Source organism: Streptomyces sp. PA03-5A, assembly GCF_033792725.1.
Taxonomy (GTDB): domain Bacteria; phylum Actinomycetota; class Actinomycetes; order Streptomycetales; family Streptomycetaceae; genus Actinacidiphila.
The window spans coordinates 248144-261046 of record NZ_JARAVL010000004.1 but is presented as its reverse complement, the minus strand read 5'-3'; the positions used below and the strand labels follow the sequence as shown (position 1 = coordinate 261046).

General features: G+C 74.6%; 9 protein-coding genes. 2 read left to right on the top strand and 7 right to left on the bottom strand.

Annotation, left to right across the window (positions count from 1 at the left end; genetic code table 11):
* The 5 genes from PV410_RS07030 to hrcA all read right to left on the bottom strand — a co-directional run bounded on the left by PV410_RS07030 (window position 1) and on the right by hrcA (window position 6877).
* Window positions 1–360 carry a histidine triad nucleotide-binding protein gene (locus PV410_RS07030; RefSeq protein ID WP_500322995.1) on the bottom strand — a complete coding sequence of 120 codons (360 nt, stop codon included), beginning with the start codon at window positions 358–360 and terminating at the stop codon, window positions 1–3.
* Window positions 361–473: 113 nt separating this feature from the next.
* Complete coding sequence (locus PV410_RS07025; RefSeq protein ID WP_500322993.1) at window positions 474–3749, bottom strand: S41 family peptidase; 3276 nt, start codon at window positions 3747–3749, stop codon at window positions 474–476.
* A gap of 86 nt (window positions 3750–3835) precedes the next feature.
* Window positions 3836–4573 carry a 16S rRNA (uracil(1498)-N(3))-methyltransferase gene (locus tag PV410_RS07020; protein ID WP_500322992.1) on the bottom strand — a complete coding sequence of 246 codons (738 nt, stop codon included), beginning with the start codon at window positions 4571–4573 and terminating at the stop codon, window positions 3836–3838.
* A gap of 148 nt (window positions 4574–4721) precedes the next feature.
* Window positions 4722–5861: a molecular chaperone DnaJ gene (gene dnaJ / locus PV410_RS07015; protein ID WP_499511827.1), complete on the bottom strand. Its 1140-nt coding sequence runs from the start codon at window positions 5859–5861 to the stop codon at window positions 4722–4724.
* Entirely contained in the window at window positions 5861–6877 is a 1017-nt protein-coding gene (gene hrcA / locus PV410_RS07010; protein WP_500322990.1) for a heat-inducible transcriptional repressor HrcA, read from the bottom strand. Before hrcA ends, dnaJ begins: the two co-directional genes overlap by 1 nt.
* Before the next feature lie 207 nt (window positions 6878–7084).
* On the opposite strand from hrcA, the gene PV410_RS07005 reads away from it, so the two are divergent.
* Window positions 7085–7819: an MBL fold metallo-hydrolase gene (locus PV410_RS07005; RefSeq protein ID WP_500322989.1), complete on the top strand. Its 735-nt coding sequence runs from the start codon at window positions 7085–7087 to the stop codon at window positions 7817–7819.
* A 30-nt stretch (window positions 7820–7849) separates the two neighbouring features.
* Window positions 7850–8680 (top strand): DUF3097 domain-containing protein, encoded by an 831-nt coding sequence (locus PV410_RS07000; protein WP_500322988.1) that lies wholly within the window; start codon window positions 7850–7852, stop codon window positions 8678–8680.
* A 1-nt stretch (window position 8681) separates the two neighbouring features.
* Here the strand turns inward: PV410_RS07000 and hemW are convergent, their stop codons facing one another.
* Together hemW and PV410_RS06990 are read right to left on the bottom strand one after the other, a co-directional pair.
* Window positions 8682–9914: a radical SAM family heme chaperone HemW gene (gene hemW / locus PV410_RS06995; protein ID WP_500322986.1), complete on the bottom strand. Its 1233-nt coding sequence runs from the start codon at window positions 9912–9914 to the stop codon at window positions 8682–8684.
* A gap of 555 nt (window positions 9915–10469) precedes the next feature.
* Complete coding sequence (locus PV410_RS06990) at window positions 10470–12314, bottom strand: SpoIIE family protein phosphatase (protein ID WP_500322985.1); 1845 nt, start codon at window positions 12312–12314, stop codon at window positions 10470–10472.
* Between the last annotated feature and the right edge of the window lie 589 nt (window positions 12315–12903).

The window sequence follows — 12903 nt, the reverse complement described above, 5'->3', positions numbered from 1 at the left end:
TTATCCGGGAGGCCACTCGAGGCCACGGCCGCCCAGCACGTGGGCGTGCGCGTGGAAGACGGTCTGGCCCGCCCCCGCGCCGGTGTTGAAGACGACCCGGTAGCCGGTGCCGTCCACCTTGTCCCCGGCCGCGACCTCGCCCGCCTCCCGCAGCACGTCCGCGGCGAGCTGGGGCGCCTGGGCGGCCAGTGCGGCGGCGTCCGGGTAGTGCGCCTTGGGGATGACCAGGACGTGCGTCGGCGCCTGGGGGTTTATGTCGCGGAACGCGACCGTCGTCTCGGTCTCCCGCACGACGGTCGCGGGGATGCTCCCCGCGACGATCTTGCAGAACAGGCAGTCCGCCTGCGGTTCTCCCGCCACCTGACGCCTCCGTCCAGGGGTTGATCAGTACGTCCCGCATGCTACCGGTGCCCCTCGCGGCGGCGCGCCGGCGCGGGGCCCGGGTCGCACCGGGCCCCGCCCCGCCCACGCCGCTAGGGCAACGGGGGCGCGGTACGGGCCGGATTGGCCTCCAGCGCCTCCAGGGCGATGCGCACGGCCTCGTCCAGCTGCGGGTCGCGCCCGGCGGCCCAGTCCTGCGGGGTGTGGACGACCTCCACGTCCGGGTCGACACCGTGGTTCTCCACGTCCCAGCCCACGCCCTCCAGCCACGTGGCGTACTTCGGCTGGGTGACCAGCGTCCCGTCGACCAGGTGGTAGCGGGAGTCGATGCCGATGACGCCGCCCCAGGTCCTGGTGCCCACCACGGGCCCGATCCCCAGCGCCTTGATCGCCGCGTTGACGATGTCGCCGTCCGAGCCGGAGAACTCGTTCGCGACGGCCACGACGGGCCCGCGCGGAGCGTCCAGCGGGTAGCTGAAGGCGGGCAGCCCGCGCGGCAGGTCCCAGCCCACGATCCGCCGCGCCAGCTTCTCCACGACCAGTTGGGAGGTGTGGCCGCCGCGGTTCTCCCGCACGTCCACGACCAGACCCTCCCGGGTGACCTCCACGCGCAGGTCGCGGTGGATCTGGGCCCAGCCGGAGCCGACCATGTCGGGCACGTGCAGGTACCCCAGCCGTCCGCCGGACAGCTCGCGCACGTACGCCCGGCGCCCGGCCACCCAGTCGTGGTAGCGCAGCGGCTCCTCGTCCCCGATGGGCACGACGACGACATGGCGCACCGCCCCGCCGTCGGCCGGGCCGACGGTGAGCTCCACGGGCTTGCGCACGGTGCCGAGCAGCAGCGGGCCGGGGCCGGCCAGCGGCTCCACGGGCCGTCCGTCCACCGCGAGGATCGCGTCGCCGGCGCGGACCGCGACGCCCGGCGCGGCCAGCGGGGACCCGGCCCGGGGGTCGGAGGTCTCCGAGGGCAGCACGCGCTCCACCCGCCACACGCCGTCCGCGTCGCGGGCGAGGTCCGCGCCGAGCAGGCCCTGGCGGTTCAGCGCGTCACCGCGGCCGCCGGGCGGGGTGACGTAGGCGTGCGAGGTGCCGAGCTCGCCCGCCACCTCCCAGAGCAGGTCGACGAGGTCGTCGTGGGTGGCGACCCGGTCCAGGACGGGCCGGTAGCGCTCGCGCACGCCGTCCCAGTCGACGCCGCCCATGTCGGCGCGCCAGAAGTTGTCCCGCATCAGCCGGTGCGACTCGTCGTACATCTGACGCCACTCGGCCTGCGGGTCCACGGTGACGCGGACCCGGGAGAGGTCGACGGTCACGTTGCTGTCGGTCTCGTCGTCGGACGGTGCCGACTTGTGGTCGGCCGCCGCCACCCGCAGCCGGTGACCGGACGTCACCAGCACCTTGTTGCCGTCCCCGCTGACGGCGTAGTCGTCGGCGTCGTCGGCGATGTCCTCCACGCGCAGCTGCTTGAGGTCGTACCGCTCCAGCGCGGTGGACGGCGGCTCGGCCTCGGGCGAGGCCAGGCTCGCCCCCAGGACGCCGCGCACGGGGTGCCGGAGCCACAGGACGCCGTCCTTGGCCGCGCGCAGCGTGGAGTAGCGGGCAGCCTCCACCGGGAAGGGCACGATGCGGTCGGCCAGGCCCTCGGCGTCCACCTTGGTGACGGGGGTGCGGTGCCGGTCCTCGCCGTCCTCCTTGCGGGAGTCCTTCTTGCCCTCGTCCTGGCCGCGGTCGTCGCCGTCCTTGTCCTCGGACGAGGAGTCGACCGGCCGCCCGTGGCGCTGCGGGCCGAAGGGCGAGGGCGTGGTGGCGGCGAGCGTGATCAGGTGCGGGCGGCAGGAACCGAGGAAGGCGAGGTCGAAGACGTGCTCGTCGTAGACCGGGTCGAAGGAGCGCTCGGACAGGAACGCCAGGTGCTTGCCGTCGGCGGTGAAGGCGGGCGAGAAGTCCCGGAAGCGCAGCGGGGTCGCGTCGACGACGGTGAGGTCGGCGGTCGAGGCGAGCTTGAGCTGGCGCAGCGGGTCGGGACCGGCGTGCGACCACGCGAGCCAGGCCGAGTCGGGCGAGAAGGCGAGGCCGCTCGCGGGGCCGTGCTCGCCCTCGACGACGGTGCGGACCTCACCGGTCTGGGCCTCGACGAGCAGCACCCGGCCGTCGTGCGAGGCGACGGCGATCCGGTGGCCGTCCGGGGAGACGCTCATGGACAGGACCCGGCCGAGCCGCCCCGCGGCCAGCCTGCGGGGCGCGGCAGTGCCGGAGCCCGCCGCGGGGGCGATCTCCAGCGCGTCCTCGCCCTCGGCGTCGGTGACCCAGACGACCTGCTGGTCGCCCTCGCCGCCGAACACCCGCGGCAGCCGCGTGCGCACCCCCGGCTCGGCGGACAACGCCCGCGCCGGGCCGCCGCGGTGGGTGACCCAGTGCGTGGTGCCGCGGATCTCCACCGCGCTGCCACGGCCGGTGTGGTCGGGCCGGGCGTCGCCGAGGTGGTGGGCCGCGTGGACCGGGTGCGGCTGCAGGTCGGCACGCTGGCCGCCGAGGCGTACCTCGACCGGGCGGGCCTGCGCGCCGGCGAGGTCGTCCAGCAGGAACAACCGGCCGGTGCTGGTGTAGACGACGCGGGTGCCGTCGGTGGCGGCCTGCCGCGCGTAGAAGCCGCCGTCCTCCACGGCGGTGTGCCGGCGCAGGTCGCCGCCGTCGGGGAGGCTGGAGTAGAGCGCGCCGACGCCCTCGTGGTCGGAGAGGAAGGCGATCCTGTCCCCCACCCACATCGCGCACTCCAGGTTGCCGTCCAGGCCGGCGTGGATCCGCTCGAACTCCCCGTCGCCGGTGCGGTCGATCCACAGCTTGCCCGCGGTGCCGCCCCGGTAGCGCTTCCAGGCCGCGGCCTCGCGGCCCATCGTGGCCGACAGCAGCAGCACGGCCCCGTCCGGCCCGTGGGCGACGTCGCCGACCGGCCCGTACGGCAGCGTCGACGCGGGACCGCCGTCGACCGGGATCGCCCGCGCCCAGGTGCGGCGCAGCGACGCCTGCCCGGACGTGCTGATGGCCAGTACGTCGCCGCCGGGCGTCCAGCCGCGCACGGAGGTGCGGCCGCTGCCCCAGTACGTCAGGCGTTTCGACGGCCCGCCGTCGGTGGCCGCGACGTGCACCTCGGGTGCGCCGTCCCGCGTGGAGGTCCACGCGATGAGCGCCCCGTCGGGGGAGAACCGCGGATGGCCGACGGGCATGTTGTCCGCGCTGACCCGCCAGGCCCGGCCGGCGCCGTCCAGCGGGGCGGCCCAGACGTCGTCCTCGGCGGTGAAGGTGATCAGGTCACCGTGCAGGTGCGGGAAGCGGAGGTACGCGGGGTGCGAAGGCTGCGGCTGCGTCACGTCGTCACACTAACCACCCGGCGCCCTGCTGGTCAGGGGTTTTCGATCTCATTGCCCGCCGGGGGGATTCCGGCCCGGCGGCCGCCTCAGCCCCAGCGCCCGGTGCGGCCGAGCAGGAGGGCGGTCGCGGCGACGCCGGCGGTGGAGGTGCGCAGGACACTGGCGCCGAGTCGGTACGGCTTGGCACCGGCCGCGGCGAAGGCGTCGAGCTCCTCCGGGGAGACCCCGCCCTCGGGGCCGACGACGAGCACGAGGTCACCCTCGGGCGGCAGCGGGGCCACGGCGAGCGGCTCGGAGCCCTCCTCGTGGAGGACCGCGGCGAATGCCGCACCGGACAGCAGCCCGGCGACCTGACGGGTCGTCATCATCTCGGCGACCTCGGGGAACCTCAGGCGCCGGGCCTGCTTGGCGGCCTCGCGGGCGGTGGAACGCCACTTGGACAGGGACTTGGCGCCGCGCTCGCCCTTCCACTGGGTGATGCAGCGCGCGGCGGCCCACGGCACGACCGCGTCGACGCCGACCTCGGTCATGGTCTCGACGGCGAGTTCCCCGCGGTCGCCCTTGGGCAGCGCCTGGACGACGGTGATCCGCGGGCGGGGCTCGGCCTCCTCGCGGACGTCGGCGACGGCGACCTCGAGCGTGTCCTTGCCGTCGACGGCCGCCACCGTGCCGTACGCGCCGCGTCCCAGGCCGTCGGTGAGCACGATCTCCTCGCCGACCCGCAGCCGGCGCACGGACACCGCGTGCCGCCCTTCGGGGCCGGAGAGGGTGATGCGGTCCGGGCCCAGCGCTCCGGGTTCGACGACGAAGACGGGTGCGGTCACGGCGCGGTCCTCGGGGAGCGGTGGGTCAGGGCGGCCATGCGGCCATGCGGCCATCGTTTCACGGCACGCGTCGGCCCGCGGTCCAGGGTGTCCACCCCGGACCGCGGGCCGGTGGGCGGCCGGGCCCCGTCGGCCCGGCCGTGTCGTGCTAACGCCCGTTGAACGCGTCCTTCAGGCGGGAGAACAGGCCCTGCTGGCCCGGCTGGAACTGCCCCATGGGCCGTTCCTCGCCGCGCAGCTTCGCCAGGCGGCGCACCAGCTCCTCCTGCTCCGGGTCGAGCTTGCCCGGGGTCTGGACCTCGACGTGCACGATGAGGTCGCCCCGGCCGCCGCCCCGCAGGTGGGTGATGCCGCGCTGGTGGAGCGGGATCGACTGGCCGGACTGCGTCCCGGGCCTGATGTCGATCTCCTCCAGCCCGTCCAGGGTCTCCAGCGGGACCTTCGTGCCCAGCGCCGCGGCCGTCATCGGGATGGTGACGGTGCAGTGCAGGTCGTCGCCGCGCCGCTGGAAGACCTGGTGCGGCAGCTCGCGGATCTCGACGTACAGGTCGCCGGCGGGGCCGCCGCCGGGGCCGACCTCGCCCTCGCCCGCGAGCTGGATGCGGGTGCCGTTGTCGACACCGGCCGGGATCTTGACCGTGAGCGTGCGCCGCGACCGGATCCGGCCGTCGCCCGCGCACTCCGGGCACGGGGTGGGGACGACGGTGCCGAAGCCCTGGCACTGGGGGCACGGCCGGGAGGTCATGACCTGGCCCAGGAAGGACCGCGTGACCTGCGAGACCTCACCGCGGCCGCGGCACATGTCACACGTCTGCGCGGTCGTGCCCGGGGCCGCGCCCTCGCCGTGGCAGGTGTTGCAGATGATGGCCGTGTCGACCTGGATGTCCTTGGTCGTGCCGAAGGCCGCCTCGTCCAGCTCGATCTCCAGCCGGATCATCGCGTCCTGGCCGCGCCGCGTGCGCGAGCGCGGACCGCGCTGGGACGCCGTCCCGAAGAAGGCGTCCATGATGTCGCTGAAGTTGCCGAAGCCCTGGCCGAAGCCCGCGCCTGCGCCCGCGCCGCCGCCGTTGGCCGACAGCGGGTCGCCGCCGAGGTCGTAGACCTGCTTCTTCTGCGGGTCCGAGAGCACCTCGTAGGCGGCGTTGATCTCCTTGAACCGCTCCTGGGTCTTCGGGTCCGGATTGACGTCCGGGTGCAGCTCGCGCGCAAGACGGCGGAAGGCCTTCTTGATCTCGTCCGGGCTTGCGTCGCGGCGTACGCCGAGCACGGCGTAATAGTCCGTGGCCACTACGACTCCGCCAGGATCTGTCCGACGTAACGTGCCACTGCGCGTACCGCTCCCATCGTTCCGGGGTAGTCCATGCGGGTCGGTCCGACCACGCCGAGTTTCGCCACCGCCTCGTCGCCCGAACCGTAGCCGACGGAGACGACCGATGTGGAGTTCAGGCCCTCATGGAAGTTCTCGTGACCAATTCTCACCGTCACGCCCGAGTCCTTGGCCTCGCCCAGCAGCTTGAGGAGCACCACCTGCTCCTCGAGCGCCTCCAGCACCGGGCGGATCGTCAGCGGGAAGTCGTGCCCGAAGCGGGTCAGGTTGGCCGTGCCGCCGAGCATGATCCGCTCCTCGGTCTCCTCGACCAGGGTCTCCAGCAGTGTGGCGAGGACCACCTGGACGGAGGGCCGGTCGTCGGGCTCGAAGCCCTCGGGGAGCTCCTGCACCAGCGGCGGGACGTCGCTGAACCGGCGTCCCACCACCATGCTGTTCAGCCGGGCGCGCAGGTCGGCCAGGACGGTCTCGCCGACCGGCGCCGGGGCGTCCACCAGCCGCTGCTCCACCCGTCCGGTGTCCGTGATCAGCACGAGCATGATCCGGGCCGGGGCGAGCGCGAGCAGTTCGACGTGGCGCACGGTCGAGCGGGTGAGCGACGGGTACTGGACGATCGCGACCTGCCGGGTCAGCTGCGCCAGCAGCCGGACCGTGCGGGCCACCACGTCGTCGAGGTCGACGGCGCCGTCCAGGAAGTTCTGGATGGCCCGGCGCTCGGCGCCGGACAAGGGCTTGACGCTGGTGAGCCGGTCGACGAAGAGCCGGTAGCCCTTGTCGGTCGGCACGCGGCCCGCGCTGGTGTGGGGCTGCTGGATGTAGCCCTCGTCCTCCAGCACGGCCATGTCGTTGCGGACGGTGGCCGGGGAGACGCCGAGGGCGTGCCGCTCGGTGAGCGCCTTCGAGCCGACCGGCTCCTCGGTGCCCACGTAGTCCTGGACGATGGCACGCAGCACTTCGAGCCGTCGTTCGCTGAGCATCGCGCACCTCCAGTCGCTCGGTCACCGTGCGGGTCGTGTCGCCCCCGTGGCCTGGCACTCCTCTTCCCTGAGTGCCAGTTTTCCCCAAGTCAGTGTACGGCGGGGTGGCAAGACCTCGGCAAGGGCCGTCCACGGGTCCGGCCCGGGGGCGTCCTTGACCGGCCACCGTAGCGGGCGCGAGGCGTCCCGCGGGGATACCGTCGCGTTGTGGAGACCACACCGACCGCACCGGACTCCCCCGGCGGCTGGGAGCAGCTCGCACCGGGGGTGGCGCGGCGGCGGCTGCCCTTCCTCGACGTGACCGTCGGGGTCGTCGTCGGCGACGAAGGCGTGCTGCTGGTCGACACGGGATCCTCGGTCCCCGAGGGTGCCGGACTGCGCCGGGAGGTGCGCGAACTGACCGGACGGGACGTGACGCACATCGCATTCACCCACGGCCACTTCGACCACGTCTTCGGCGCCGCCGCCTTCGAGGGCGTCCAGGTCTTCGGGGAGATGACCCTCGACGCCTACCTCGACCGCGAGCGCTTCTCGCTGGGCCTGGACGCGGTCGAGCACGGCGCCGGCGAGGCCGAGTCCGCACGGGCCGCGGACGCCCTCGTACGCCCCGGCCACCTCGTGGACGGCTCCTACGAGCTCGACCTCGGCGGCGACCGCCAGGTCCTCCTGGTCCACCCGGGTGAGGGCCACACCACCCACGACCTGGTGGTGGTCGTGCCGGGCACGCCGGCCGTGGTCTTCTGCGGGGACCTCGTCGAGGAGTCCGGCGAGCCCCAGGCCGGGCCCGACGCCGCCCCGCACTCCTGGCCCGCGACCCTGGACCGGCTGCTGCGGCTGGGCGGCGAGACCGCGCTGTACGTGCCGGGCCACGGCGCCGTCGTCGACGCCCGCTTCGTCCGCGCCCAACGGGACGCGCTCTCCGCCCGGTTCGGATCCGTCTGAGCGGTGCGCCGCGCGGATACGATCCCTGGCATGCGCAGCCGCAACTACGACCCCGACCTCACCCCGCCGTGGAAGCGTCCCGCCACGCCCGCACCCGAGGTCGCGGCCGAACGGGACCTGGTGGTGGAGGAGGTGTCCACCGGCTACTGCGGCGCGGTCGTCCGCTGCGAGAAGACCGCCGAGGGCCCCACGGTCACCCTGGAGGACCGCTTCGGCAAGCACCGCGTGTTCCCGATGACGCCCCGCGGCTTCCTCCTGGAGGGCCGCGTGGTCACCCTCGTACGCCCCTCCGCCGCCGCCCCCGCGGCCGGCCCCCGGCTGACCGCCTCCGGCTCCCTCGCGGTCCCCGGCGCCCGCGCCCGGGTCGCCCGCGCCGGCCGGATCTACGTCGAGGGCCGCCACGACGCGGAACTGGTCGAACGCGTCTGGGGTGATGACCTGCGCGTCGAGGGCGTCGTCGTCGAGTACCTGGACGGCGTCGACGACCTCCCGGCCATCGTCGCCTCCTTCGCCCCCGGCCCGGACGCCCGCCTCGGCGTCCTCGTGGACCACCTCGTCCCGGGCAGCAAGGAGTCCCGCATCGCCGCGGAGGTCACCGGCGAGCACGTCCTGGTCGCCGGCCACCCCTACATCGACGTCTGGGAGGCCGTGAAGCCCTCCTCCGTCGGCATCCCCGCCTGGCCGGCCGTCCCCCGCGGCCAGGACTGGAAGACCGGCGTGTGCCGCGCCCTGGGCTGGCCGGAGAACACCGGCGCCGCCTGGCAGCGCATCCTGGGCGCCGTCCACTCCTACCGGGACCTGCAGCCGGAACTGCTGGGCCGCGTGGAGGAACTGATCGACTTCGTCACGGCCCCTGGCTGAGTCAGTCGACCAGGTCCCTGACGACGGCGTCGGCGAGCAGGCGGCCGCGCAGGGTGAGGACGGCGCGGCCCTCGCGGTAAGGACCGGCCTCCAGGAGGCCGTCCCTCACGGCGAGCTCCGCGGCCCCGGCACCCGCCGGGGCCAGCAGGTCGAGCGGGCAGCCGTCGGACAGCCTCAGCTCCAGCAGGATCCGCTCCACACGGCGGTCCTCCGCCGCCAGCACCTCACGGCCCGCCCCGGGACTGCGGCCCTCCGCGAGCGCCGCCGCGTACGCCGCCGGGTGCTTGACGTTCCACCACCGCACCCCGCCCACGTGGCTGTGCGCGCCCGGCCCGGCGCCCCACCAGTCCGCGCCGGTCCAGTACAGCTCGTTGTGGCGGCACCGGGCCGCGTCCGAGGTCGCCCAGTTCGACACCTCGTACCAGCCGTAGCCGGCCGCCGCCAGGCGCTCCTCCGCGATCAGGTAGCGGTCCGCATGCACGTCGTCGTCCGTCATCGGCACCTCGCCGCGCCGGATCCTGCGCGCCAGCTGCGTACCCTCCTCCACGATCAGCGCGTACGCCGACACGTGGTCCGGCCCCGCGCCGATCGCGGCGTCCAGCGACGCCCGCCAGTCCTCGTCCGACTCCCCGGGCGTGCCGTAGATCAGGTCGAGGTTGACGTGCTCGAACCCCGCCGCCCGCGCCTCCGCCACGCACTGCTCCGGGCGGCCGGGCGTGTGCCGCCGGTCCAGCACCTGCAGCACGTGCGGCCGGGCGCTCTGCATCCCGAACGAGACCCGCGTGTACCCCCCGGCCCGCAGTTCCTCCAGGTACGCCGGGTCCACGGACTCCGGGTTCGCCTCCGTCGTGACCTCCGCGCCCTCCGCCAGGCCGAACTCGTCACGGATGGCCCCCAGCATCCGGGCCAGGTCCGCGGCCGGCAACAGGGTGGGGGTCCCGCCGCCCACGAACACGGTCTCCACGCGGCGGGGGTCGTCGCCCAGCACCTTGCGGGCCAGCCGGATCTCGTCGACCAGGGTGTCCGCGTAGTTCTCCCGGGAGGCGAGCACGCCGCCGGTGCCGCGCAGCTCGGCGGCGGTGTAGGTGTTGAAGTCGCAGTAGCCGCAGCGGGTCGCGCAGTACGGGACGTGCAGGTAGAACCCCAGCGGGCGGGACTCCGCGCCGCGCAGGGCGGTCGGCGGGAGCGCGCCGTCCTCAGGCATGGGCTCCCCGTCGGGCAGTACGGATGGCATGCGTCCCATTGTCCGCCATTCCCTCCGAGGGCGGTTCCGGTCCCCTCGTGTGCGGCCCGGTGGACGTGTGCGGGTGCGTCGTGGTTGCGGTTCGGGGTTTCCCCGCCGCCCGCCCTCCCCCAGCCTTCGGCCGGGGGGGGGACCCCCATCCGGCGCGGTCAGTGCGGGCCTGCGCATCGTGTGCCTGGGTCGGGGCCGCGCCGGCGCACGTCCTCAGCGCTCGCGGTTTACGTCCGCATCATTCGGCGCCCGGGTCCGCCGCTCGTCGCTTCCGGGCGCACCCCGCCACACCCCCTCCGGTTGTCGGGGCGCATAGCGGCCGGTGGGGATTCAGAAGGGCACTTGCGGCAACCCCGGACCGCCTCCTCACCCCATCCGGCCGTTAGTCGCCCAAGCCGGCAGGAGGGTGTGTGGCGGGGTGCCCCCATGGGGGCACCCCGGCCGAAGGCTGGGGGAGGGCGGGAGGGTGGGGGAGAAACCGCAACCGCAACCACAACGGCGCCGCACACAACAACGGGCCGCAAGGGGCACCCCCCGCACACAGCGAACGCACCCTCACTGGGCCTGAAGCACAAGCACCGCGAGATCATCATCCGGCGGCGCCACGTCGTACTCGTGCACCGCCCGCCGGACCCGCTCCGCCACCCCCGCCGCCCCCAGCCCGGCGCACGCCGCGAGCACGGCCGCGAGCCCGTCGTCGTCGTCGAACTGACGGCTCCCGTTGCGCCGCTCCGTCACCCCGTCCGTGACGCACAGCAGCGTGTCCCCGGGGGCCAGCCGGAACGATTCGCTGCGGTACCGCGCGTCGTCCGTGATCCCGAGCAGTATCTGCGGCGCCGCCGCGGGCCGTACCGCGCCGCTTCCCGTGAGGAGCAGCGGAAGGGGGTGCCCGGCGCTGGCCAACGTGCACAAGGCACCGCCACCCGCCGCGCCCTCCCCCGCCCCCTGCGGCCCGTCCGGACCCTCCGGGACGATCTCCCCGTACAGCAGGGACAGGAAGCGCGGCCCCGCGTCCCACCCCGGCCCGAGCGCGTCGCCGAGCGTGGCGGCCGCGGCCTCGTCCGACAGCGCGCGGTTGAGCCGGTCGAGGACCTCGGCGACGCCGTACCCCTCGCGCGCGAGGAGCCGCATGACGGGCCGGGCGAGGCCGGTGACCGCGGCGGCCTCGGGGCCGTGGCCCTGGACGTCGCCGAGGGCGAAGCACCAGCGGCCGCCGCCCGCGGGGAAGAGGTCGTAGAAGTCGCCGCCGACGACGTCGGCACGCGTGGGCTCGTAGACGACGGCCGTGTCGACGCCCGGCACCGCGCCGAGCCCCGCGGGCAGCAGGCCGCGCTGCAGGACCCGGCTGATCATGGCCTGCCGCGTGTACTGGCGGGCGGTGCCCACCGCGAGGGCGACGCGGCGCGCGAAGTCCTCGATGAGACCGATGACCTCGTCGGGGAAGCGCATCAGCCCCGTGCGTCCGAGGAGCAGCGTGCCGTGCCGGCGGCCCCCGGTGACCAGGGGGCAGGCGAGGGCCGCGCCGACCGCTTCCGCGCCGTGGGCGACGGCGGGCCACGGCCAGGGCACTGCGCCGGGGCGGGAGCCGGGCGGCGGCGGTTCCTTCTCCAGCACCATGCGGAGCGCGTCGATGCGGCCCTCCGCCGCGTGCCAGACGCGCGCCAGGCGCGGCTCGGAGCCCTCGGGCCCGTCCCCGGTGAGCCAGACGGCGCACCAGTCGGCGAGCCGGGGCACCAGCAGCTGCCCGGCGAGGGAGGCGACCATGTCCTCGTCGAGCTGCCCGGCCAGCAGGTCGGAGGCCTCGGCGAGGAAGGAGAGCGAACCACGGTTGATCCACTCGCTGTCGTACCGCCGCGGGAGGCGGTGCGCCATGGGCGCGAGGATCTCGGTGGCGCGCAGTCCGCGCAGCAGGGCTCCCTCGGCCTCGGGCGCCGGCGGCAGCGTCTCCCCGGGTCCGCGGGCGGCGGCCAGCCGGCACCAGATGGTCTTGAGGTCGCGCCGGTAGGTGATGCCCCACTCCTCGGAGAGCGCGGAGACGAGCTGCAGGCCGCGCCCGCCGTCGCGGCCCTCGCGGGCGAGTTCGGCCCGGTCGCGGACGACCCGGGCGGGGTGGTGGTCGGAGACCTCGACGACGAGGCCGCCGTCCTCGCGTGCGCCGGGTGCCGCGCTCTCCAGCCGGCAGAGCAGCTCGACCGTGGTGCCGGCGTGGATGACCGCGTTCGTCACGAGTTCGCTCACGAGCAGCACCGCGTCGTCCACGAGGTGGTCACCGATGCTCTCGGCCGGCCAGGGCTCCTCGGTGGTCCACTCGGCCAGCGCGGCGCGGACGAACTTCCGTGCCGCGGAGGCCGCCAGCTGGTTGCCGGGCAGGCTGGTACGGGAAACGAACTCCCGTGGCATGGAATCTGGCCCCACTGTGCGGCTCCCGAGCAGATCCGGCATTGCGCCCTTAACGGCACGCACAGCGTGACAGACTGAGCGCGCTCATAAGCGCCGAGTCACCGAAGAAGGCCGTCATGGCTCTTAAATCGGCTGTTCCCGCCCCGAAAACCGCGACTCCTGCGCGTCCGCGTGTCGTCGACCCGCCGCCGGACGGTGAGTGGATACGCGCGGCGGAACTGCGGCCGCTGCTCACGGCGATGCGCTCCCTGTGCGACGGCGACTTCCGGGTGCGGCTGGGTGACGGTGCCGAAGGGGCGCTGGCCGAACTCGCCGGAACGTTCAACCGGATCGTCGCGCGGGAGCAGCACTTCTCCGCCGAACTGGGCCGGGTCAAGCGGGAGGTCGTACGCCGGGGCAGGCTGGACGAGCGGCTCGCGGACAGCCCGGGCCAGGGGTCCTGGGCGATGAGCGTGCAGGCGGCGAACTCCCTGATCGACGCGCTGGTCATCCCGGCGGCGAACGCCACCCGGGTGCTGGACGCCGTGGCGGACAGCGACTTGACGCAGCGGGTGGACCTGCACGACGGCAGCCGGCCGCTCCGCGGGGA

Excerpts from the sequence above, each read along its gene's own strand:
- hrcA (WP_500322990.1), bottom strand. The coding sequence starts at position 6,877 with ATGCTCAGCGAACGACGGCTCGAAGTGCTGCGTGCCATCGTCCAGGAC.
- PV410_RS07000 (WP_500322988.1), top strand. The coding sequence starts at position 7,850 with ATGCGCAGCCGCAACTACGACCCCGACCTCACCCCGCCGTGGAAGCGT.
- hemW (WP_500322986.1), bottom strand. The coding sequence starts at position 9,914 with ATGCCATCCGTACTGCCCGACGGGGAGCCCATGCCTGAGGACGGCGCG.
- PV410_RS06990 (WP_500322985.1), bottom strand. The coding sequence starts at position 12,314 with ATGCCACGGGAGTTCGTTTCCCGTACCAGCCTGCCCGGCAACCAGCTG.